We start from the raw sequence: 24,287 nt of genomic DNA, 5'->3' as shown, positions 1-24,287 counted from the left end.
TGCAGTTATTGGAGTCTGTTATGGCTACCAATTGATCGGAGGTAGACACCATAATTCCCCTCAATTACCGCAACTTAATCACCCTCTTGATCGTTTATTATATTAGACAACTTAATGCAGGAGGATGAACGAAGTGATAAAAAAAGGGAAGCTGCTTTTCCTAATGCTAAGCGTGTGCATGATGCTTGCTTCCATGCAATTTTCCGTGCATGCGGCAACCGTAACCGATAAGAATGCAGTCAAGGTCCTGGAGCCTGTATTGTTGGGGAAGGTCACGCTTAGAGACAATGTAACCGCCGAAGTAAATAATCTGCTTGTGCTGCCAGCTAATACAAATCAGATTGTTGCCCTTACGTTATCCATTAAAAACAATAGCAATTCCGAAATCAACTTCATGGATTACTGGGTGAACTTGTACACAAAGTCGGGGACAAAGCTAACTTTGCAAATGACCGATGCCAAAGTGAACAAAATACCGGCTAAAGCTACAGTCGATATCAATTTCATCGGTACGCTTGGCAATAACATTAAAGTAACCGACCTCATCATCAAAGTAATTAAGTGGGATTTTTCCGCAGCCAATTACACGAAGGTACTGGGTGAAATCTCTGTGCCTGCGAGATATAATCCCGTAACGCCAGCTAACAATGGCAGAGCCGTAGTAACCGGCGATGTAAAAGCATCGTTCATTGTTAAGCAGGCCACGATCGGCAAGACGGAGAGCTACTATAGACCGGATATCAAACTCGCCATTAGAAATGACGGCAACAGAACGATTCAGCTTCCGGATTATCAGCTATTTATTCTGACGAAAAATAACTTGATGTATCCTTTGACCGTAAAGGATATTAAGGGGGCCAGCCTCGACCCGCTGATGGAGAAGGAGTACCAGCTTACAGCCTCCATTCCGATTAAGGTCGATCAGACCAATTGGAGAATCGCCGTAGTGAATTCCTTGAATGAAGGCAAGGACAAGCAGCCGGTCGCCATTTTCGAACTGCCGCAGGCACAGGTAGATACGGGAGAAGACAAAGGCAAATTCTATACGTTCTCAAACTCCAAAGGCATTTATAATATCAAGTTAGATTCCTTGAATCGTCTTCCAATCGAAGATGACGATCTGGTCATTGCAAATCTGACAGTCGCCAACAAAGGAACAAAGTCGCTTCCGGTGCCGACATTAAGCGGTAAATACGTATTTAACGAAGCTATTGAAAAAGCTGCAACAAGCACCAACAATGCCAAGGTCGTCTCTCTTCAGCCTGGCGCATCGGTAAAGCTTCAGCTAGTGGGCAGAGTGCCTTATACTTTCGATATTTCTAAGATTAGCCTTGTCGTTCAGCAGAAGGAAACGGATGCAAGCAACAGCGAGCTCATTGATCTGGTAGAGTTCACTGCTAAAGGTACCTTTGACCCTGTTAAAAAAGTAAAATCGGATGTCGGATTTAAAATCGCAGATGTCGGTTACCGCTCAGAGGTCAAGGTTCGCAATCAAATGGTGTATACAGGTGCCAGCGCGGACATTCTTGTTGCACAGCTGACAGTTGAGAACCTGGAGAAACGTCAAGCCAATATTCAAAAGCTAGCCGGGTACTTCGAAAAAACCGATGGCACCATTTTCCCGGCTACCTTTGATAATGTCTCGGATAAGCTTACTCCGGGAGGAACGGCGATCGTATACGTGTCCGCAACCATTCCTAAGGATACCGATCTGAAGGATGTCAACTTTGTTGTCGGCAAGGCGATTACAGAATCCACTTCGCCAACACAGGGGAACGAAGCAACGGAGAATCTGGTGGGCTTTGCTGATCCCTACTCCTTTATCCTGCCGCCAGTCAAAGAACCGCAGCAAGGGCTGCAAAAAATTGACTTAAAGCCGTTTGAATTCTCGATTAAACGAGTGGCAACGCAAATCAGATTTGATAAATCGGAAATTACCTTTGACTTCGATTATTCATTGTCTCAGGATGTATTGACGAAAACGTCCATGAAGGATCACAAGATTATTATTGAACTGAAAGATAACAATAGGCAGTCGGTATTCTCCAGGGAGCTGACACTTCCAATTGGGAATACAGGTACAGGCAATGAGAACACGACTCTGCAAATCGGCAACCATTCCTTAACGCTGCCGTCCTGGACGGACGACAAATTAGTCATGTTGATTGAAACTCTCAAAGACTATGAGTTGAATGTCTATCATCAAATTCAGCCTGGCTATAGAACGCTGATCGCCACGCAGAAGCTGCCTTGGCTTGTGAACAGAACCATTGGGTAAAATGTAGCAAATAGCCCGGAAGGTGAGTACTAATCACGTACTCATCTTCCGGGCCATTTTATGCTGTAAGTTTCAAAGTTACGAGCAGCTGATTTCTAACGGCCATGCTCTCCTCGCAGGGATCGTTAGTTGATGGGGTTCTGATTATATAGGTCAGCTAGAGCAGTCTGAATCTGATTAACATCTGTGCTCTTAGAAAGCATTATATCCATTAGGCTTTGATCAACCTTACCTTGCTTCTGTGCCGACGCAAGGTAGAATAATGCAGCTTCAAAGTCCTTCGAATCGTCGAAATTAAGATCCAGAATCGGATATAAGTAAGCTTCTGCTTGAGAATAATTCCCTTCGTAATAGTGAATCTGGCCAATAACCAGTGCGAGTCCAGCGGTAAGCCCAAATGCTTGGCCTTGTGAATCAGTTTCAGCCAGATCGCCTAGCTGCAAGGCCTTATCTGCAAGGCGACTCTCAACATCCAAGCCATGCTGCCATCTTTGAAGCGCTTCAGCAGGGCTTTGTATAAGAGCAAGGCCCGATCTATAATAAGCCGTCGCGAGTAATTCATAAGACGCCAGGTTCCATGGACGATGCATCAGTTCACCTTCTATAAAGGCAGCAGCATCATCATATTTCTGTTCAAGCATTAAAGACTGATATTTTCTTGTGGAGAAAGGCTTATAATAGGGCTCAAGCTTGAAGCCAAGCTCCAGAAGTTCGTTGATCTCTTCTTTATACTCGCTTCGATTCGATTGAGAGTAGAGCTGTAATAGAATCTGAAGCTTAAGGTCTATATATTCAGGGTTCTTCTGCTTTGATATTGCGCTGTCTAACGGATCCATAATTTCCGGGAGGGTTTTTCCGGAAGTTGCATTACTGTTGGCGAGTGCATATTGCTTAGAGCTTGTATAACCAAGCAGTGAAAAGACGAGCGCAACTCCTGCAACCCCAACTAGTAGAGAAGGGTACAAGTAAACTAATTTACTCGAGTTCAATCTTGCTTGCATTCGGAAGGCGGGGAGTTTGGCCGCTCCAAGCAATGCTCCCAGTCCTAGATAGACGATCATACCAACAATGACAAAGCTCATATTGAAGTCAATACTGCTATGCAACAATAGGGCAACTACTAAAGTGAATATGCTGAGTTCAGATAATCTATCTGTACCTGGATTGCGCAGATAGCTCTTAATAAAGTGGAAAAGAACAACGAAAATGAGCAACAGGAATGAGAGGATGCCTAGCAGGCCGGTCTCGACTAGGGTTTGCAAATAAAAGCTGTGCGCCTCTCTGCTTGTATAAGGGTTGCTTTGGTAATTTTCGTATAAGGTTTTCCACGCGCCGCCGCCGGCTCCGATAATAGGATGGTCCTTCCATAATTCGATGGCATCCTGATAAAAGGTCCCTCGTTCCAGCAGACTGCTTTGATTGCTCTCGAACCTATTTTTGATATTGCTAGGCAGCAAATTGGCCACAGAGGTAGTCAACAAGAGAGCGGCAGCAAGCCCGCCAATAATCAGGCCAGTAAGCGGGAGATGGAAATTAGCAAAACGAAGCTTGTCCCATTTCACGATTGAGTCCTCGATTTTGGACTGGACATACTTGTTAAATAGGAAAAAGACCGCCGCAATTAGAGAACTGCAAAGGATAACAGTTATCCAGGATACGAATGAAATAGAAGCAGAGAAGGAGGTCTGCAACAGGATGCCCTTATTATAGATGAAGTCCGATAATACCAAAGCAGTGCCGCATGATACCAAAGTATACAAGATAAAAGTAATCTGCCGAGAAGGCTTCAAGAACATCAGAACAAAGAGATAAAGAATCGGAGCCATAATAAATGCAGCACGGGAAGCTGTGAGAATAAATGAGACCAGTACAGGGATCAAGAATAGAGAGTGCACAATCAGGGCGGTTCGGCTCCGGTTATGGACAATGGTAAGCAGAGTCATTAACATTACGCCCATCAATAAAGCGGCATACGTGTTGGGATATTGAAAAACACTTGCCAAACGGGCCTGATAGCCGTCGTTAAGCACAGCCTCAGTGTAAATCCTACTCATTCCTCCCGGAATCTCAGACCAGTTAAATAAACCGCCGAAGGAGGCATCGCCGAACCAGTTGGCTAATCCAAAAATCACGATAATATATGCAAAAGCGAAGACAGCATGAACTAAGCCGGATATACCTTTAACATAGGAACTGATTATAACGGAAATAACGAAGCAGGCAGCATAACCAATGTGAATTAGAAAAGCGCTTGTCGAGTAATGCGAAGAGGCGGCGGTAATCATAGAGATACCATAGGAAAGGGGAATCAGGTACACGATAAGGTGCGTAATCCCAGCACGTTCCTTGTAAATTGCCGGTTTATAAAACGATCCTATTAGTGTCGTCGCGAATAGCAATGCAATACATATCAGCCAAGCATAAATCGGGAGTTCAAAAGAGGCTTGGTCTCCATTAAAAAGCGCTTTTTTAAACGAGAATAGGATTAGCAACAGAGAAACGGCTAAGATCAAAATGAAATTAAAGCTTGGTATTTTGAGGAAATGATTGGATGTTTTTGACGAGCTATGCTTTTTTGCCATTCATGTAATCCCCCGGTTGGAAATTTAGTCTTGTTAAGTTTACCATAGATAGGAACTGCCGAAAACTTTTCCGGGAATCATGATTGAGGCATTGAAACTTGGAATATCGAAGTTGGGATGTGGAGTTGCGTGATTCTCTTTGTCGACAGGCGTCGAACGTAGAGGGTATACTTAGATAGACATAAACAAGCTTCAAATGTAATAATTTCGGATAAATACGATAAGATTGACAAAGGTGGAGCAGTAATGAATATTAGATCAAGATACCTCCTACTACTTTTAATAGATGTACTAATTATTGCAAGTGCAATTTACATATCCTATTTATTAAGATTTGACTATAAAATTCGAAATGAATATGGCACTAATATTCCGTATGTTATCTCAGCTTGTACGATTTTCGTGATCAGCAGCTTACATGTTTACAAAATCTACAAAAAAGTATGGCAATATGCAAGTGTCGGCGATTTAATTGCAATCACAAAAGGAGTATTTGTCGGTATCGGTTTATTCTATATCTTTCACCAATATGTTGTGCTTACGGTATTCCCGGCGATAGTTGTTCCAAGAAGCATTTACCTATTGGCAGCGATGGTCATCTTCTTGGGAATTTCCGCTTCACGTTTTGTGTGGAGGATCGTTCGGGATAATTATAGAAAAATAAAGCCTTATCATAGAAAAGCGCTGATAGTGGGGGCAGGAAGCGCCGGAATCATGGTAGTCAAGGAGCTGAAGCATTCTTCCGGTGATTTATATCCTGTGGCCTTTGTAGACGACGATGTACAGAAAATGAATTATGAAGTATTGGGAGTTCCTGTAGTCGGGAATCGATATTCTATACCCGAGGTAGCCAATAAGTATGAAATTCAGGAAATTATTCTAGCCATGCCTTCATCCTCGCGGGCGGAATTGTCGTCGATAATCAATATTGCCAAACAAACAGGGTGTCAAATAAAAACAATTCCCAGAATGAATGATCTGATTAATGGAAAAGTTTCGATAGATCACATTCGAAATGTGAGCGTAGACGACTTGCTGGGGAGAGATCCCGTCAAGCTGGAGCTAGACGAGATCACAAGCTACTTGTCCAATCAAGTCATACTGGTAACAGGCGCTGGTGGATCAATCGGCTCGGAGCTCTGCAGACAGATTGCCAAATTTTCGCCGAAACAATTGATTTTACTAGGACATGGCGAGAACAGCATATTTGAAATTGAAATGGAGCTTAAAGAAGCGGGACATCACTTCATTCTTCGTTCTGTCATCGCGGACATCCAGGATATCTACGCTCTGGATGCGACGTTTGCGAAATACAAGCCAAGGGTTGTATTTCATGCTGCCGCGCATAAGCACGTTTCGTTGATGGAAAACAATCCATCCGAAGCCGTCAAAAACAACATTCTGGGGACTAGAAATGTAGCGACATGCGCCGATAAATACGGATGCGATACTTTTGTGCTGGTGTCTACCGACAAAGCGGTTAATCCGACCAATGTGATGGGAGCAACCAAGAATGTGGCCGAGATGGTCGCACAAACGATCGGAATGAAAAGTAAAACCAAGTTCTCTGCAGTTCGCTTCGGCAATGTTCTGGGCAGTCGCGGAAGTGTTATTCCCATCTTTCAAAGACAAATCAAAGCAGGCGGCCCGGTCACCGTAACACATCCGGACATGATCCGATATTTCATGACCATCCCTGAAGCTGTACAATTGATTATTCAAGCCGGAGCTATCGCGAGCGGGGGGGAAACATTCGTACTGGATATGGGACATCCCGTTAAGATAGCCGATCTGGCCAAAGATATCATTCGGCTGTCGGGGTTCGAGCCTGGCAAGGACATCAAAATTGAATACACAGGAATAAGACCGGGAGAAAAGCTGTTTGAAGAATTACTTACTGCGGATGAGGGCGCGGTTGCCTCCAAGCACGATAGAATTTTTATCATTCGCTCGCATTTGATTAACGGCGAAGAGTTTGAACTTGCATTAAGAAGACTGGAGGCGCTGTCCAGTCTTAAAGAAGGCTCCGTTCATGCGGAAGCCATCAAAGCTGAACTTCACAAGCTGGTGCCGTCTTATGCATATCAACAATCCTCGGAAGAGGAAAAAGAGCGTGCTCTGAAAGAGTCGTTTCAGTCGTCATTGGAAGTTGTGAGCTCTTTGGAATAAACCATTGTAAGGACGATAGATTATTAACTTAGAGGGTGACACAGTTGAATAAGGTTTGCGTAATGGGACTGGGTTATATCGGTTTGCCAACCGCTAGTTTACTAGCGACCAAGGGTTATTATGTACATGGTGTCGATGTAAATCAACATGCAGTGGATACTATTAATAAGGGTGAAATTCATATTTACGAGCCAGACCTTGATGTAATGGTAAAGGCCTCGGTTCAAAGCGGACATCTTGTAGCTTCTACAGAGCCAGAGGAAGCGGATATATATATTATTGCGGTACCGACTCCATTCAAGGAAGACCATGTCCCGGATATTAGCTATGTGGAAGCAGCAACCAAAGCAATAGCCCCTTATATTAATCCAGGCAATCTGATTATTCTCGAGTCTACTAGCCCAATAGGAACTACCGATAATATAGCGGCATGGATTACGGGAATGAGACCGGATCTTATTGTTGAGAATGAAGATGCAGCTAATGAACGATCCAATCGGCAAATTTATATCTCGCACTGTCCAGAGCGCGTACTGCCGGGACAAATCCTTAAAGAACTGATCGATAACGATCGAATTATCGGTGGCATTAATTCTTCATCCACCAAGGTAGCGGAGAAGTTTTATAGGCATTTTGTAAAAGGGAAAATTCTTCTTACAAATGCTAGAACTGCTGAACTTGCTAAATTGACAGAAAATGCCTATCGAGATGTGAACATTGCCTTTGCCAATGAACTATCCTTAATTTGCGAGAAGCTGGATATTGATGTATGGGAGCTTATCAGCTTAGCGAACCACCATCCTAGGGTGAATATCTTACAGCCGGGCCCAGGTGTTGGAGGCCACTGTATCGCTGTTGATCCTTGGTTTATTATTGGAGCTGCCCCTGAAGAAAGCAAACTGATTCACCAGGCCAGAATTGTCAATGATAACAAGCCATTTCATATCGTGAACAAAATTAAATCGAAAGCGGAAAAATTAAAAGCCCCCATCATTGCCTGTTTGGGGTTATCCTTTAAGAAAAACATCGACGATCTGAGAGAGAGCCCTGCAGTACAAATAGTAAACCTATTGGCTAAGGATCATTCCTTGAAGGTTCTTATTGCGGAACCGCATATATCAGGTTTGCCCCCAGTGCTGAGTCAGTATTCGAATGTAAATCTCACTAGCACCGAGCATGCCATATCAAGCGCGGATATTGTGGTGTTGCTCGTTGATCATGACGAGTTCGGAACCATTGATCGGACTATACTTGAGGAAAAAATGATAATTGATACGAGGGGTATTTGGAAATGAAGCAGGTAATTATTAGAGGAGGAACGACGGTTGTCGAGGAGGTACCGGCTCCGGTCATAGAATCGGGCAGATTGCTGGTTCAAGTTAACCACTCCTGCATTTCTATTGGAACGGAAATGAGCGGTGTAAGGAATAGCGGATTACCTCTATGGAAAAGAGCGATGCAGCAGCCCGAGCAGGTCAAGAAAGTGTTACAAATGATTAAAGACCAGGGGCTAGGCAGAACAAGAAGTCTGGTGAAGGGGAAGTTGGCTGCGGGTAATGCAACTGGATATTCTGCATCGGGTATTGTGCTTGAAGTCGGAGATGGCATTCAGGATATCAAGCCCGGCGACCGAGTGGCTTGTGCTGGAGCGGAATGCGCCCATCATGCTGAAGTAATCAGCGTACCTAGAAACCTAAGCGTGAAGATTCCGGATAGTGTTGAATTCTCTGAAGCTTCAATGGTTACGCTAGGGGCGATTGCGTTGCAGGGTGTTCGCCGGGCCAGTCCTACGATTGGCGAAACGTTTGTTGTTATCGGACTTGGGATTCTAGGGCAGATAGCGGTGCAAATCCTGAAGGCAAACGGATGTAAGGTGATCGGAGTAGATCTGGATCCCAAAAGGGTCGCATTAGCGGAAAAAATGGGCTTGGACTTGGGCGTTTATCCCGACAAGGGAAATGATATTTCGACGGTATTCATGGAAACGGGCGGATATGGCGCGGATGGCGTCATCATAACAGCAGCCACTCCGTCGAATGCCGTAGTATCTAATGCATTTCAAATGTGCAGAAAGAAGGGCAGAGTCGTCCTAGTCGGCGATGTAGGCTTAAACTTAAATAGAGCCGATTTCTATCAGAAGGAATTGGATTTCTTTATCTCATCCTCCTATGGTCCCGGACGTTACGATTACAAGTACGAAGAAAAAGGCATGGAGTACCCGATTGGTTATGTTCGATGGACTGAGAATCGCAACATGGGGGAAATTATCAGGCTAATACAATCCGGAAAATTACAGATTAAGCCGCTTATCCATAAAACCTATCCAATCGATGAAGCGCCTGCAGCCTATAACGAGTTGAAGAACTCTGCCGACAAGCCTCTCATGGTGTTGCTTAGCTATCCTGAGAGAAAAGATGTCGACAAAGTCAGGATTGTCCAAAACCCACTGGCTCTGCCTAGTCATAAACAGCAGATTAAGGTTGCGATTGCAGGAGCCGGCGGTTTTGCCAAGGGCATGCACCTTCCTAATCTTCAGAAGCTATCCAGCACCTATCATCTTCAATCCATTATGAGCAGGACGGGCCATAATTCAATTGCGACCTCGAAACAATTCGGAGCTATGTACGCAACAACAGATTACAAGGAAATCTTGGCGGATTCCGAGGTGGATCTGGTGTTGATCACTACAAGGCATAATTTGCATGCCTCAATGGCGCTTGAGGCACTCAAGGCCGGAAAGCACGTTCTTGTAGAAAAGCCGTTGGTACTAAGCCAAACGGAGCTATCCCAAATCGAGGATTACTTTAGGGGAAATTCCGAGAAGCGATTGCCTATCCTTATGACGGGGTACAACCGGAGATTTTCTCCGCATATGCAAAGAGTAAAACAAATGCTGAGCCGGCGCACAAACCCGTTCATCATGAATTATAGAATGAATGCAGGTTACATTCCTCTGGATCATTGGGTTCATACGGAGGAGGGCGGCGGACGTAATCTTGGGGAGGCATGCCATATTTACGATTTGTTTGTCTATCTTGCCGATAGCAAACCGATTAAGATCCATGCCCATTCCATTCAGCCGCGAACGGACTACTACGCGAAGACGGACAACTTCGTAACGGTAGTTACCTTTGAAGATGGATCAGTTGCCACGCTCACCTACACCGCTCTTGGGAATAAAGAGTATGCAAAGGAACAAATGGATTTATTTGTCGACGGGCAAGTCATTGTGCTGGACGATTACAGAACCTTAAAGGCGGTTGGCACCAAGCAAAAAGGAATTGAAGGAAAGCTGATTAACAAAGGACAGCTGGAGGAGCTTCAAGCGTTGGCGAATTCAATAACCAGTGGCGGAGAATGGCCTATTCCACTGTGGCAGCAGCTGGAGGTCAGTAGAATTTCATTGGAAGTCGAAAGACAAATAAAGCTATAGATAGAGGGAGAGCCCATGTGCGGTATTGTAGGAGCCTTGTCATTTAAAAACAGTTCATTTCGGGTTAGCGAAGATTATATTACTAAGATGCGGGATACTATGGTCCATCGCGGACCGAATGGCGGAGATACATGGGTGGACCAGTCCGGCAAAATCGGATTAGGCCACCGCAGGCTGTCGATCATTGATTTGTCCAATTTGGCAAATCAGCCCATGTGTAATGAGGATGAGACCTTATGGGTAGCTTTTAACGGAGAAATATATAATCATGCCGAAGTAAGAGCTGAGTTAGTCCGTACAGGTAATCATAAGTGGAAAACGGATCACTCGGATACCGAAGTGATTTTGCATGCATTTGAAGAATGGGGTATTGAATGTATTCATAAATTCCGGGGAATGTTTGCGATAGCTCTGTGGGATACAAAGGAAAAAAACCTATGGCTGATCAGAGACAGAATTGGGATTAAACCTATTTATTACAGCATACACAACCAAAGAATTGTATTTGCCTCAGAGATAAAAGCACTGTTGCAGGATCCTGATCAGAAGAGAGCGGTAAATGAAGAAGCGTTCTACCATTATCTATCGTTTCTAACAACCCCTGCGCCTCAAACTTTGTTTGAAGGGATCCTAAAGCTGGAACCCGGCACATGGCTTAAAATCGGCGAAGACGGAAGCATCAAAAAAAATAAATATTGGGATGTTTGGGATCACACCAAGCCATTAACCGATAAAACAGAATCCGAGATCTCTCAAATGGTGCTGAATGAGCTTAGAACGGCTGTTCAATATCGTAAAGTGAGCGATGTTCCTGTCGGCGTATTCTTATCTGGAGGTATAGATTCCAGTACAAACGCCGCGCTGTTTTCCGAGGGGGAGCAGCAGGCGGTTAAAGCCTATACGATCGGCTATGAGGGGGAATACGATACCTACAAGAATGAAACAGAATATGCACGGATGATGGCTGATACCGTAGGAGCCGAATACAACGAGCTGCTCCTCACAATTGATGATCTCATGGATTTTTTACCTAAAATGGTCTATCTCCAAGATGAACCAATAGCTGACCCCGTCTGTGTTCCTGTGTATTATGTTTCCAAGATGGCAAGAGAAGACGGAACGATCGTGTGCCAGGTTGGCGAAGGCGCAGACGAGCTGTTCTGGGGCTATCAGTCGTGGAAAGTAAGTCTCAACCTTCAAAAGATGAATGAGCTTCCTGTTCCTAGGTTTTTGAAGAAGATGGGGCTAGCTGGGTTGAAGGCTTTAGGCAAAGACCAGAGCCTGCAATACGAATTGCTGCGTAGAGGAGCTAACGATCAACCGGTATTCTGGGGAGGGGCTGAAGCCTTTACGGAAGCCCAGAAAAAACGGTTGATTTCGTCCAGACTCCAGAAGAAGTTTAAGGACAAGTCATCTTGGAGTGTTCTATCCCCGATTTATGAGAAGTTCAAAGAAAAGGCTTGGGATAAATCACATCTTAATTGGATGACCTATTTGGACTTAAATATGAGACTTCCAGAACTTCTTCTAATGCGCGTTGATAAAATGAGCATGGGAGTAAGTCTGGAAGGAAGAGTGCCTTTCCTGGATCATAAGTTCGTGGAGCTGGCGATGAGTATTCCAGCGGACATGAAAACAAAGGACGGGGTTTCGAAGTACCTGTTAAAGAAGGCTGTTCGAGGAGTTATCCCTGACGAAATAATCGACCGCAAAAAACAAGGTTTTGGTGTTCCCGTATATGAGTGGTTCTTCGACAAGCTGGGGGAAGAAACAAAAAGGGAGTTAAGCAGCTTTTGCGACAAGACCGATTTTCTGAATAAAGACGAAGTCATGAAGCTGATTGATCAAAAGAACGGCCCGAAGGTTTGGTACTTGCTCAACTTTGCCCTTTGGTGGAAGGAATTTATTAATGATCAATAAGGGAAGCGGACGCTTCGGTAGATTGTGGCTGGACAAGATTACAGGCAATGCCTTCTTAATGAACATATTAGGAACGTTCTCGACGAGAATATTTTTAATCTTAATAGGACTTGTTGGGTCTGTATTAGTGGCGAGAAGCTTGGGACCCAGCGGGAGGGGGCTTGTTGCGGTTGCAAGTACAATTGGGGCAATCGGAATCCAGTTTGGGAATTTGGGGCTTCATGCTTCCAATACGTATTATGTAGCAAAAGATAAAAAGCTGTTGAATGCGCTCCTGGGCAACAGTTTCGTAATTGCGCTTGGAGTTTGTGGAACGGCAACTTTTATGGTATATCTTGTTTTTACTCTTTGGCCAAAGATTTCTCCAATACAAGGAACGCTATTGGTCATGTCCCTGATCAGCGTTCCGTTAGGGCTTTTGTACCTTCTTTTGCAGAATTTGCTGATCGGTATCAATGAGATAAAACAATTTAATCTTATTGAAGTGGTTTCAAAAATCTTTTACACCTTAGCCATTCTATTGGTTATTGGATCCGGCTGGATAAGCGCGAATACGATATATGTAGTCGTGCTGGCAACAAGTGTTATCGGGATCCTCTGGGCATGGCTTGTTCTCAAGAGGCATTTGAGCAGTAGATTAGCAGTATCCAAGCAGGTATTCAATCAGACCTTTCAGTATGGAATTAAAGCCTATGTTGTCGCGTTGCTTTCGTTCCTGGTCTTGAAGGTCGATTTGCTTATGATTCAGTATCTGCTGGATACGGAGTCAACGGGCTACTATTCTATTGCTCTTACCCTTGCGGATTACGTCTACATGCTGCCAGTTGTCGTGGGCACAATCCTGTTCCCCAAGCTTGCAGCTATCGAGAGTGTGCAGGAGAGATGGGCGTTTACAGCAAAAATACTAAAACCATTTACTCTCTTTATGGTGGTATTCATTGGGGTTACCGCGATCATGTCCAAGCCTCTCATTTTATTGCTTTTCGGCGAGGAATTTATTTCTTCTTTGTCTGCATTTTTGTGGTTGCTTCCAGGGATTCTGTTCCTCTCAATTAATACAATTCTAATGAATTACTTTGCCTCATTGGGGATGCCGAAAAATACAATTTACTCGACAGCAACGGCCACAGTCGCAAATATTATCTTCAATTTCATTCTGCTACCTGAATATGGAATCATTGGCGCTTCGATATCTTCTGTAATCTGTTATGGACTTATGTTGATCTTCAGCGTCGTTTACTTATATAGCCAAAAAAAATTAGGAGAACGCCATGAAATCAAATAAATTAATTATTCTGTTCAACAACACGCAAAAGCTTGAGACGGAACATCAGGATACGGTTTTGTCATTTGCTGAGATTGTGACTAAAATAAAGAACCGCTCTATCTTAAAATTATTTTTCAAATATAAAACATCCGTAATGAAGGTTTACAAGTTTGAAAGCATTCCATGGCCTTTAATTAATGCAATCATTTTAAGATTTGTAAGTCGCGGAAAATGTTATGTGGAAGATGATGCCGGGCAGAGATATCCGATAACGCTTGCAATGATTTGTAAATTGGCGGCAAACGCAATTAAGGACTTCTTGAACAGAAAAAAACTGATTAAGGAAACGATTGCGGATATAAGCGAGCTTCTGGCGCATTCGAAACAAAAGCAGCTTGAGAAGGTGGACTTGTCTAGAAAATCAATCTATCTCAGAACCGACATGTGGTTTGGCGTTACCGCAGGTGGCTCCGTTGGACATATTGCAGGGGTATTGAATAATCTGGACCGGTTTACTTCGAAGTCCATATTTTTTACAACCGATAATATTCCCACCGTCCGTGAAGACATCGAAACCCAACTCGTCTTACCGAAGAGAAGGTTTAGGGACTTCAAGGAGTTAGCTCCGATTTACTATAATTATCCGTTCCATGATCATGTGCGCAATGCCCTTAATCATGTTGAGGTTGCGTTTATTTATCAAAGATTTTCGTCCAACAACTACGCGGGGGTCAAGCTAGCTAAAGCTCTTAATGTCCCTTTTGTATTGGAATATAACGGTTCAGAAGTGTGGATTAGCAAAAATTGGGGTGGGTCAAAGCTCAATTACGAAGATATTGCCCTACAGATCGAGGAATTAAACTTAAATTATGCTGATGTGGTAGTCGTTGTAAGCAAGCCGATGAGAGATGAGCTTATTGAGAGAGGCATAGCTCCCGGAAAAATACTGGTTAACCCAAATGGAGTGGATCCCGATCAATATTCTCCCTCTATCGACGGGGCTTTAATTCGCAAGAAGTATGGTTACGAAAACAAAATCGTGCTCGGGTTTATTGGAACCTTTGGCATGTGGCATGGCGCTGAAATTCTGGCGGAAGCCTTCGGCAAACTCATGCTGGAGCACCCCGGACTCCAACAGGTTGTTCGACTGCTCATGATCGGGGATGGAGTAACAATGGACCAAGTAAAGGACTCGTTGAACAGGTCGGATACGATGAAATACTCTACCTTGACCGGGATCGTTCCCCAGAGAAAGGGCCCGGAATATCTTGCTGCGTGCGATATTCTTGTTTCGCCGCATGTTCCGAATAAAGACGGCACTCCGTTCTTCGGATCACCTACGAAATTGTTTGAATACATGGCAATGGGCAAAGGGATCGTGGCTTCCGATCTTGACCAGATCGGAGAGGTTCTCGAGCATGGAAAAACTGCGTTTATGGTTAAGCCTGGCGACGTTGAGAGCTTGAAGGATGGATTAATCAAGCTTATTGAAGATTCCGGGCTGCGGAATGAACTGGGGGCTAATGCCAGACAGCAGGCGCTGGATAATCACACTTGGCTAAACCATACTCAAAAGATAGTGAACAAAGTTATTGATGTTCATTCATAGGGGTGCAATCATGATTCAAAAACTAGCGGTACAGAGAAGAATTCCGATACTTGTCTTCTTTACCATCTATTTTCTGACCGGTTACATCGGAGCTATGATTATGATGTTTGGACCTCAGAGTTTCTGGGATTGGTACGTCTATTTCTCTGGCGTTACAATGCCAACGCTTTATTATGACGAATTGTTCAGAATGATGGTTTTGTTTCATATTCCTCCAGCGGTGATGTGGATAGGCTACGAAATCTATATCTATATAAAGTACAGAAAGTCAGAGGACGGACAAGCAACCAGAATATCCGATATACGGCTGTCCTCGAAATTTACTTTGGCATTATTCTTAATAAGTTTGCTGCTCTCGGTGGTCTCGATTATTAGGAGCGGAGTCGCGTTATCTATCAGTAATTGGCTGGATTATAATGCATTTATCCAAGCCAGGTACAAGCTATTTGAAACGTTGAATTTCTTTGAGTTTGTTAATATTTACACGATCCTACCGGTAGCCGCCTCGTTGTTGATTATCTATATTGTTGAAAGTAAGCCTTTGTTCAAAAGAATGCTCTATAGCCTGTTGATCATTATCAGTATCGTGTGCGTTAATATATTTATCTACCAGAAAAAGCCTTTGATGACGGGGTTGACTATTATTGTGGCTACGTTGATCATTTACTTTTTTGGGGGTCAGAAGCCGAAGCTTAAAATATCAGTGAAATGGATGAGATCAATCACAGGGGCCGTAATTTCAATGTACGTTATTTATCTCGCGCTCATCATCGCTCCTGTAATTTCAGAATCATCAAGCGCTTATATTCCTTCGGAGGCTGTTGTGGCTGCCCATGAGCAAAATAACAGCAACGGCGCTGCAACGGGCGGTCAAACAGAGGAGAAGAAGATCCGGAAAATATTTAAGGAATTTTCAGAGCAGGAAGTCGAGAACACCTCAAGAGTCAAGAACCTTATTCTATATGCGACGATGGCTCCGTTAAATAGAACCTCACCCCAAATGATAGTATATCCGACCATTTTTCCCGACCTGCACGCTTACTATCCCGTAGATCTGGGTCAAGACATTATTGGTCGGGGTTCAATGCCGGATGACAATACGGTCGTATGGGATGCTCTTAACCCTACGCAGCCCGGCGGTTCTGTGGCTGCTCCGTTTCATTTCGTGCTTTATAGTCAAGGCGGTTTATCGGTTGCAATCATTGGCTCATTTTTGATTGGATTTTTACTTTCTGTTGGCTGGCAGTATGTCATTGGGAGGAATGAATCCGCTAGCTTGCAAAGTGCGCTAGGCGGAATCATCATTCTGTTTGCAGTCTATATCGCCCTGGATTCCGCTCGGAACTCCATGACTGTATCCTATGGTCTGATGTGGCCTGCAGGCGTCATATTCGGTATTATTATTGGATTCAATTGCATCCAGAAGCTTAAGCGGATTAATAAATCCCAGTGAAATGGAGGTTATTCCTTTGGCGAGAGATCTGAAATTTTATTTCTATAAGGCAATAAAAACACCTCCGCAAAGATTGGCAAGAGAGGTCGTAAAGCGGTCTCTACGTCTAGTAAAGAATCGAGTCGTACGTTATAAGGATTTGAATTCTGCGCCTTCTAGAGGTTCAAAAGACAAGGCAAAGCTATTTTCTTTCGTTAATATTGCCAATCTGGACGTTTCGGGTGTTTCACCGAAGGTGGCGGACAACTTAATCCATATGTATATGGATCATCGCTATGACTTGTTGGGCAGCGGATGGGTGCGTGTTGATTATTCTGTCCATCCAGTTGGCGTTGAAGGCTATATTTACGATATGTCGCCTCATCTGAATCAATTTGATGCTTCGGGGGGGTGGCTGGAAAAGCTCCTTTTACCTAACCGCTGGGAGACCTCTAAAAAGATATGGAGCCATGTCTCTAAGGGGTACGTACCTATTGATTGGCAGTTCGACTATAAAAGCGGCTTTCGATGGGACACGAAAAAGTGGTATAAGGAGCAGGAGATTGGGAAGTATCCGGGAGTGGATATTAAAGTGCCTTGGGAGTTGGCCAGAATGCAGCATCTCCCGCAAATGGCGATCTTTTCTTTGATAGTACCGGAGAAGAGGAGAGACCTGATTCTTGAATTTAAGAATCAAGCGCTCGATTTTATTTGCGTCAATCCGGTAAGAATGGGAGTCAACTGGGTGTGTACGATGGATGTGGGCATTCGTGCAGCCAATCTGTTACTAGCGTATGATCTATTTAAACAAATCGATGAGGACCAAATCATTGACGGGGATTTTGATGCTATATTTCGCAATAGCATGATTGAGCATGGGCAATTTATTGTGGAAAATCAAGAGTGGTCTGAAATCTTGACGTCCAATCATTATTTGGCGAATATATGCGGTTTATTGTTCGTGGCGGCCTATCTGGATCGAAATGAAACATCCGATGCTTGGTTGGCGTTTGCTGTTCAAGAGATGATCAATGAAATGAACAAGCAGTTCTACAATGATGGTACTAACTTCGAGGCTTCCACGTGTTACCATCGCCTGAGCGCGGAGATGGTCGTTTATTCTACCGCGCTGCTATTCGGAGTATTGGAGCAAAAGAAAGAGGCGTTGACCGATTATCGGGTACAGGGAATCAAGCGCCTAAAAAAAAGCGACGCGCAACCGTTTAATCTAAAAAGAGAGTCAAACTTCTTTCCTCAATCGTACTTGAGTAAGCTTTTTTATTCCGGGGTATTTTCAAGAGATATTACCCTTCCAAACGGTAATGTTGCTCAGATCGGGGATAATGATAGCGGCAGATTTCTGAAGCTGTCTCCTAATGGAAGTCTAATGAGCTTTGATGAGGCGCAGAGAAAGTATATTAATTTAAGAGCACACAATGCATCGTTACAGCCTGAGTTATTTTGGGATGAGAATCACCTTAATCACGGTACGGTTATTTCGGCGATTTCCGGTATCTTCCCAGACCTCTCAGGAGCCGGCGGGCATTTCCCGTTGGAGGCGTCAATGGTTCGAGAGCTGGGCAGAGGGAAAACTGTGGTAAGCCCCGTTGCGCTAGAGCAGAGGAAGGTCTCTCTTCCGCAAATGCCGGAATTAAAATATACGAGTTGCAAAGAGTTCGAATTCGAGAATGATTTAACCGAAGGAATTTCTTCGTATGCCTATCCGGAATTCGGCGGCTTCCTTATAAAATCAAATCAGATGTACTTGTTCGTCATGGCCGGGGGGAACGGCCAGAATGGGAATGCAGGTCATACTCACAATGATAAATTGTCTTTCGAACTTGCTGTTGCAGGTGAGAATATATTCTCGGACCCTGGGGCCTATTTATACACTCCGATGCCCGAGAGAAGGAATTTTTTTAGAAGCATCAGATCGCATAATACGATTCAAACAGCTGATGGCGAACAAAATGATGAACTAACCTTATTTTCCATGAAGGACCAATCCAGGTGTTATTTACTTGAGAGAACGGACTTCAGTCTTAAGGTTTGTTGCAAATACAAAAATACGTTCCATGTTCGGGAATTCGTTGTGGAAAGACGTAAGCTTGTTATAAAGGATGCTTGCAATCTTCCGTTTGAAGCCAATTGGGAGAGATCGGCTCAGCATTCCAATGGATATGGAAAATTATCCGAAAGAAAAGTATAAGGTGAGGGCCATATGAAACAAATCTTGCAAAACCTGAAAAACGGGAATACAGAGCTTGTTGATATCCCAGAGCCTCAACTTAAGCCCGGCCATCTGCTGATCAAAACAAGAGCAAGCGTAGTTTCTGCAGGGACTGAAAAGATGCTCGTTGATTTTGGAAAAGCAAATCTGCTGGAAAAAGCTAAGCAGCAGCCTGACAGGGTGAAGCAAGCGCTGAATAAGATTAAGACGGATGGCATCCTTCCGACGGTCCAAGCGATAAGGACTAAGTTGGATCAGCCTCTTCCTCTAGGCTACAGCAACGTAGGTACCGTGATTGCGGTAGGTCAAGGCGTAAGCGCATTTAAGCCGGGCGACCGGGTTGTATCAAACGGACATCATGCCGAGGTAGTTTGCGTGCCGCAAAACTTATGTGCTTTAGTCCCTGAAGAGGTAAGTGACGAGGATGCAGCCTTCACGGTAATCGCCGCCATCGGGCTTCAGGGAATACGGCTTGCGCAACCTACAATAGGGGAAGTTTTTGTCGTGATGGGGCTTGGCCTTATTGGTATTTTAACCGCTCAGTTGTTGCTGGCGAATGGATGCAAGGTTATCGGAACGGATTACAATAGCGAGAGAATCGAGCTTGCTCGCAAGCTTGGCGTAATCCCTGCGGATTTGTCCAAGAATGAAGACGTTGAGGCGCTGGCTCGAACGATAACTCAGGGCAGAGGTGTCGATGGGGTACTTATTACGGCCTCTACCAAGAGTAATGAGCCGGTGCATCAAGGCGCCCAGATGTGCAGAAAGAGAGGAAGGCTAGTACTTATCGGGGTAACAGGCCTTGAGCTTTCCAGAGCGGACTTCTATGAAAAAGAGCTCAGCTTTCAAGTATCTTGTTCTTATGGTCCGGGACGTTACGATCCTTCTTACGAAGAGAAGGGGAATGATTATCCGCTAGGATTTGTCAGATGGACTGAACAGAGAAATTTCGAGGCTGTGCTGGAGATTGTCAAACAACAAAGGATTGATATCAAAAGTTTAATTACACATCACTTTGAAATCGACCAGGCTAAGGCTGCCTATCAAGCGTTATCGGATGGCAAAGCATTGGGCATCGTTCTTAAATATATCGAGTATAATTCGCAAATGCCAGTGGATGCTGCTCAAGCGTTCGCCAAATCTATACAGCTAAGTAGCGAGACGTTGGCAGGACAGGCGCCGGGAGTTGGAATGATCGGAGCGGGGAACTATTCAAACCAAGTTTTAATTCCGGCAATTAAGCGGCTAGGGGTACCCTTAGTGAATATTGCCAGCAGCGGCGGAGTGAATGGAGCCCATGTTGGAAAGCGGTATGGGTTTGCGCGGACGACAACGGATGTTCGCCAATTAATAGAGGACGAGAATGTTAATTGCCTATTCATTACGACAAGACACGACAGCCATGCCCAATATGCCATTGAAGCATTGTCGGCAGGGAAACATGTATTTGTAGAAAAGCCTTTATGCTTGACGCATGAGGATCTCGCTAGAATTAAAAAGCTTCAACTAAGAGAAAACCAAGTGTTGACCGTAGGCTTTAACCGAAGGTTCTCTCCTCTGATTACTAGGATGAAACGGCTTCTCGATCAAGCCAAGGAACCCAAAGCTTTTGTTTATACAGTTAATGCTGGCGCCATCCCCAAGAGTCACTGGACGCAGGATGAGGAAATTGGCGGCGGAAGAATCATCGGAGAGGCTTGCCACTTCATCGATACGATCAGATTCTTGGCAAACAGCAACATAAAAAAAATCCAATTGTCTATGATGGGGGCGGGAAATCCCGAGGCTTCCAAGGATAATGTGACCTTTACTCTTTCATTCGAAGACGGTTCGATAGGAACGGTCCATTACTTGGCCAATGGACATAAGTCTTTCCCTAAAGAAAGACTCGAAGCGTTTGTCAGCGGGAAGATTCTTCAATTGGATAACTATCGTGTACTTAAAGGCTCGGGCTGGAGCAATTTCAAGAAGGAATGGCTTTGGACTCAAGATAAAGGTCAAAAAGATTGTGTTAAATCGTTTATCGATGCAGTAAGATTAAAAAAAGGTCCGCCAATTCCATTGGATGAAATTTTCGAGGTGACCGAGACAAGCTTCCGAATCAACGAACAAATAAAACTAAGCTGAGTTTATTTTGGAAGGGGGATGCCGGATGAAAAGAGTAATCGATATTTTATTAGCTATGCTGGCGATTATTATTTTCTCACCATTACTGATCCTGATTACCTTAATAATCAAGCTTGAATCCCCTGGGCCTGTCATCTTTAAACAGCGTCGAATTGGGAGCGGGGGAAACCCGTTTTGGATTTATAAATTCAGGACTATGCGGATCGATACCCCAGAGCTGCCGACGCACTTGTTGAAAAGTCCGGATCGTTATATTACACGCATCGGTAGATTGCTCCGCAAATCGAGTTTAGATGAATTGCCTCAGCTATTGAACATATTGATTGGAAATATGAGCATTGTAGGCCCAAGACCTGCGCTCCATAATCAACATGATCTGATCGTTCTTCGCGATCGTCTGGGGGTCAGCCGTTTAACTCCAGGATTGACAGGATGGGCACAAATTAATGGCAGAGACGATATCACGGATGAGCAAAAAGCGGAGTTGGATCATTATTATCTAAAACACCACTCTCTGTTCTTCGATTTGAAAATCATGGGATTAACTATGATTTCGGTTGTGCTTTCAAAAGGAGTCAAAGACTGAAAATGAAAATTGTTGTTATTTGCCACTATTTCTATCCTGAGATTGGCGCGCCTTCGGCAAGACTGTTTGAAATGGCGAAATATTGGGTGAGAGAAGGTCACGAGGTTCAAGTCGTGACTTGTTTTCCCAATCATCCGACAGGCATTGTTCCGGACAAGTACAAAGGGAAGCGGTCAGAGGTTGAGGAAATCGAAGGCGTGACAATAATTCGTAACTACGTATATGCTACACCGAACGAGGGCTTCTACAAGAAAACGTTGGGACACCTTTCTTTCATGTTTTCATCCATTCTATTCGGGTTCTGGAAGGTGAAGAAACCGGACATTATTTTGGTGAGCTCTCCTACGTTTTTTTCTGTATTCTCAGGTTTATTTTATAGTGTATTCAAGAGGAAGCCTTTTGTTTTCGAGGTTCGCGATCTTTGGCCCGATGCTGTTGTAAAGCTGGGCGCATTAAAAAACAAGTTGATCATTTCCTGCTTGGAGAGAATGGAGCTTTTTCTTTACCGGCGAAGCAAACGAGTAGTTACGGTGACAAAATCATTTAAGGAGCAGCTTATTGAGCGGGGGATTCCCGAGAACAAGATAGAGGTTATTACGAATGGCGTCGATCTTCCACAATTTGAAGCGCTTCACCCAGAAGCCGTTCAATCTCTCAGAGAAGCTTATCAATGGGGAGAAAAGAAGATTTTATTGTATGTCGGAGCGCATGGGATCTCGCAAGGGTTGTCTACAATAATCGAAGTCGCTGATCAATTACGGCATCGTCATGATCTCTACTTTGTCTTCGTAGGGGAAGGAGCCGAAAAAAGAAAGCTTGAAGAGCTTGTGCTAGAAAAGCAATTGGGCAATGTTCAATTTATTCATGAGCAGCCAAAAGAAAAAATTGCATTGTTCTATCAGGCTGCTTATTTATCGTTTGTGCCTCTTCGGAACTTACCCTTGTTCAGTGCATATATTCCGTCAAAGATGTTTGAAATTATGGGCTCAGGTTGTCCAATCGTGGCCTCTCTAGCCGGAGAAGCGGCGCGAATATTGGAAGATTCTAAAGGAGCGATCGTCGTTCAGGCTGAGAATGTTGAGGCCATCGCGGAAGCTGTGCTGCGTATAGCTGATGATCGTCCATTCAGAGATGAACTGGGGAACCTCGGCAAGCTCTTTGTGGGGAGAAATTACTCGCGAGATGCGCTGGCCGGCAAATATAGCAGACTATTACAGTCTATTACGACAAGGTGAAGCTATGTACTTGATCATTGGAATGACCGGAAATACCGCTGAACATATCATTAACAAGTTGAAAAAAAAAGGGGTAGCCATGCTGGGGACGTCTCGAAAAAAAATAGACTCCCCGGGTATTCCCTATGTTCAAATAGAGAGATATACGGAAGAGGCTTTAAGGTCAATATTCAAAGCGTATCCGATTGAGGTGGTCATACAAGCCGCCAATACTACGTTATCCCCTCTTGTTCTAAAGGTTTCCCAAGAGTACTCGATCAAGCATGTTGTTTTAATACACACAACCGGAATTTTCTCGAAATATCGATCTTGTCGATTGGAATATGAAGAGGTTGAGAGCCGAATTCTTGGAGAAACTTCCGCTGTCCCTGTCACCATTCTAAGGCCCACCTTGATTTACGGAACCCCGAAGGATCGGAATATGTGGAGACTAATTCAGTTTATTGGGAAAAGCCCGATATTCCCTGTATTCGGAAGAGGAAACAATCTATTTCAACCAGTGCATGTGGATGACCTTGCCGAGGCAGTCGTCAGGTGTGCAGGCAATCAGGCAACATACGGCAAGCAGTATAATATATCGGGAAAAACGATTGTATCCTACTCTGAAATCATCAGCCTCATTAAAAAAATGTCATTTCGCAAGGTAATCGTGATTCATATGCCTATCTGGCTGTCAGTGGCAGGAATATGGGTGTTGAACAATGTTTTCAGGTATAAAGGAATCATACGAGAACAGGTTTTGCGGATGCAAGAAGACAAAGTATTCGAATACCGGGAAGCTTCTGCGGACTTCGGCTATCAACCAAGAAGTTTTGAAGAGGGCTTAAAATCGGAAATTGAGCTTTCGCAACTTTCACCCACACCATCGCGTACAAAAAGATAGAACATGCTGAAACGGGAGGATACTCGTGCAGAAAAAGAAGAAATGGGCAGTATGGGGAACAACGGTCGTACTGGCAGCGACGATCGGCACGGCAGGCGCCATATCGACTGCCGAAGCGGACGGCGGATCTACCCCCGGCTCCGTCGACGATCCGATTGTCACGAAAGCGTATGTGGATGCAGCGGTTGCCAAGCTTGTGAAGCAAGAGCTGGAGAAGGCGGGCTCCGGGGGCGGAGCCGCATCGTCGAAGCTTGAAGTGGTTACGGTGCCGTGGGGCACGAAGCTGATTGTCGGCGACGGCGGCGAGCTGATCGTCCGTTCGGGCAAAGCGATCGCTTATAGCTCGGATGCCAACGGGCTATCCGATCTGACGGACGGATTGGATATTAAGCCGGGCAAGGCGGTAGGCAACAATCATCTTATTCTTAATCCGAGAGGCGCAAGAGGCGTTGAAGCGGATCCGAAACAGTCCAAGGGATTGATCGTTCTTGTTCGGGGAGAGTACAAGCTTCAGCAATAATAGAAAATCATAGGTT

The 24,287-nt window shown here is 44.4% G+C and carries 15 protein-coding genes; 14 read left to right on the top strand and 1 reads right to left on the bottom strand.

The window, feature by feature from the left end; translation table 11 throughout:
• Window positions 1-124 precede the first annotated feature (124 nt).
• On the top strand, window positions 125-2,278 hold the full coding sequence (locus tag ACFO1S_RS08385; RefSeq protein WP_204602806.1) for a hypothetical protein: 2,154 nt from the start codon (window positions 125-127) through the stop codon (window positions 2,276-2,278).
• A 125-nt stretch (window positions 2,279-2,403) separates the two neighbouring features.
• On the opposite strand, the gene ACFO1S_RS08380 is transcribed toward ACFO1S_RS08385, so the two are convergent.
• Window positions 2,404-4,860, bottom strand: a complete 2,457-nt coding sequence (locus tag ACFO1S_RS08380) for an O-antigen ligase family protein (RefSeq protein ID WP_204602807.1) — start codon at window positions 4,858-4,860, stop codon at window positions 2,404-2,406.
• 246 nt (window positions 4,861-5,106) lie between these two features.
• Between ACFO1S_RS08380 and ACFO1S_RS08375 the strand changes: the two genes are divergently transcribed.
• From ACFO1S_RS08375 to ACFO1S_RS08315, 13 genes are all read left to right on the top strand, one after another.
• Entirely contained in the window at window positions 5,107-7,029 is a 1,923-nt protein-coding gene (locus ACFO1S_RS08375; RefSeq protein ID WP_204602808.1) for a polysaccharide biosynthesis protein, read from the top strand.
• 62 nt (window positions 7,030-7,091) lie between these two features.
• A complete protein-coding gene (wecC, locus tag ACFO1S_RS08370) occupies window positions 7,092-8,324 on the top strand; it encodes a UDP-N-acetyl-D-mannosamine dehydrogenase (protein WP_378126588.1) in 1,233 nt (410 codons plus the stop codon).
• The gene (locus ACFO1S_RS08365) at window positions 8,321-10,462 is read left to right on the top strand and encodes a bi-domain-containing oxidoreductase (RefSeq protein WP_204602810.1); all 2,142 of its coding nucleotides are present in this window, start codon (window positions 8,321-8,323) and stop codon (window positions 10,460-10,462) included. Before wecC ends, ACFO1S_RS08365 begins: the two co-directional genes overlap by 4 nt.
• Window positions 10,463-10,477: 15 nt before the next feature.
• A complete protein-coding gene (gene asnB / locus ACFO1S_RS08360) occupies window positions 10,478-12,382 on the top strand; it encodes an asparagine synthase (glutamine-hydrolyzing) (protein ID WP_204602811.1) in 1,905 nt (634 codons plus the stop codon).
• On the top strand, window positions 12,372-13,667 hold the full coding sequence (locus ACFO1S_RS08355) for an oligosaccharide flippase family protein (protein WP_204602812.1): 1,296 nt from the start codon (window positions 12,372-12,374) through the stop codon (window positions 13,665-13,667). Before asnB ends, ACFO1S_RS08355 begins: the two co-directional genes overlap by 11 nt.
• Entirely contained in the window at window positions 13,654-15,258 is a 1,605-nt protein-coding gene (locus ACFO1S_RS08350) for a glycosyltransferase (protein ID WP_204602813.1), read from the top strand. The genes ACFO1S_RS08355 and ACFO1S_RS08350 overlap by 14 nt, the downstream gene beginning before the upstream one ends.
• Window positions 15,259-15,268: 10 nt before the next feature.
• A complete protein-coding gene (locus tag ACFO1S_RS08345) occupies window positions 15,269-16,711 on the top strand; it encodes a hypothetical protein (RefSeq protein ID WP_204602814.1) in 1,443 nt (480 codons plus the stop codon).
• Between the two features lie 16 nt (window positions 16,712-16,727).
• Window positions 16,728-18,899 (top strand): heparinase II/III domain-containing protein, encoded by a 2,172-nt coding sequence (locus ACFO1S_RS08340; RefSeq protein WP_204602815.1) that lies wholly within the window; start codon window positions 16,728-16,730, stop codon window positions 18,897-18,899.
• Between the two features lie 12 nt (window positions 18,900-18,911).
• Window positions 18,912-21,047 carry a bi-domain-containing oxidoreductase gene (locus ACFO1S_RS08335; protein ID WP_204602816.1) on the top strand — a complete coding sequence of 712 codons (2,136 nt, stop codon included), beginning with the start codon at window positions 18,912-18,914 and terminating at the stop codon, window positions 21,045-21,047.
• A 25-nt stretch (window positions 21,048-21,072) separates the two neighbouring features.
• Window positions 21,073-21,633 carry a sugar transferase gene (locus ACFO1S_RS08330; RefSeq protein WP_204602817.1) on the top strand — a complete coding sequence of 187 codons (561 nt, stop codon included), beginning with the start codon at window positions 21,073-21,075 and terminating at the stop codon, window positions 21,631-21,633.
• A gap of 2 nt (window positions 21,634-21,635) precedes the next feature.
• Window positions 21,636-22,868: a glycosyltransferase family 4 protein gene (locus tag ACFO1S_RS08325; RefSeq protein WP_204602818.1), complete on the top strand. Its 1,233-nt coding sequence runs from the start codon at window positions 21,636-21,638 to the stop codon at window positions 22,866-22,868.
• 10 nt (window positions 22,869-22,878) lie between these two features.
• Entirely contained in the window at window positions 22,879-23,751 is an 873-nt protein-coding gene (locus tag ACFO1S_RS08320) for an NAD-dependent epimerase/dehydratase family protein (RefSeq protein ID WP_204602819.1), read from the top strand.
• Window positions 23,752-23,776: 25 nt separating this feature from the next.
• Window positions 23,777-24,271, top strand: a complete 495-nt coding sequence (locus ACFO1S_RS08315; RefSeq protein WP_204602820.1) for a hypothetical protein — start codon at window positions 23,777-23,779, stop codon at window positions 24,269-24,271.
• Window positions 24,272-24,287 lie beyond the last annotated feature (16 nt).

The sequence above is a fragment of the Cohnella boryungensis genome (assembly GCF_042651945.1).
GTDB classification, from domain to species: Bacteria; Bacillota; Bacilli; order Paenibacillales; family Paenibacillaceae; genus Cohnella; species Cohnella boryungensis.
This window is presented reverse-complemented; position numbering and strand designations above follow the sequence as displayed.

Excerpts from the sequence above, each read along its gene's own strand:
- ACFO1S_RS08375 (WP_204602808.1), top strand. The coding sequence starts at position 5,107 with ATGAATATTAGATCAAGATACCTCCTACTACTTTTAATAGATGTACTA.
- wecC (WP_378126588.1), top strand. The coding sequence starts at position 7,092 with ATGGGACTGGGTTATATCGGTTTGCCAACCGCTAGTTTACTAGCGACC.
- ACFO1S_RS08345 (WP_204602814.1), top strand. The coding sequence starts at position 15,269 with ATGATTCAAAAACTAGCGGTACAGAGAAGAATTCCGATACTTGTCTTC.
- asnB (WP_204602811.1), top strand. The coding sequence starts at position 10,478 with ATGTGCGGTATTGTAGGAGCCTTGTCATTTAAAAACAGTTCATTTCGG.
- ACFO1S_RS08385 (WP_204602806.1), top strand. The coding sequence starts at position 125 with ATGAACGAAGTGATAAAAAAAGGGAAGCTGCTTTTCCTAATGCTAAGC.
- ACFO1S_RS08335 (WP_204602816.1), top strand. The coding sequence starts at position 18,912 with ATGAAACAAATCTTGCAAAACCTGAAAAACGGGAATACAGAGCTTGTT.
- ACFO1S_RS08350 (WP_204602813.1), top strand. The coding sequence starts at position 13,654 with ATGAAATCAAATAAATTAATTATTCTGTTCAACAACACGCAAAAGCTT.
- ACFO1S_RS08330 (WP_204602817.1), top strand. The coding sequence starts at position 21,073 with ATGAAAAGAGTAATCGATATTTTATTAGCTATGCTGGCGATTATTATT.
- ACFO1S_RS08380 (WP_204602807.1), bottom strand. The coding sequence starts at position 4,860 with ATGGCAAAAAAGCATAGCTCGTCAAAAACATCCAATCATTTCCTCAAA.
- ACFO1S_RS08355 (WP_204602812.1), top strand. The coding sequence starts at position 12,372 with ATGATCAATAAGGGAAGCGGACGCTTCGGTAGATTGTGGCTGGACAAG.
- ACFO1S_RS08365 (WP_204602810.1), top strand. The coding sequence starts at position 8,321 with ATGAAGCAGGTAATTATTAGAGGAGGAACGACGGTTGTCGAGGAGGTA.
- ACFO1S_RS08325 (WP_204602818.1), top strand. The coding sequence starts at position 21,636 with ATGAAAATTGTTGTTATTTGCCACTATTTCTATCCTGAGATTGGCGCG.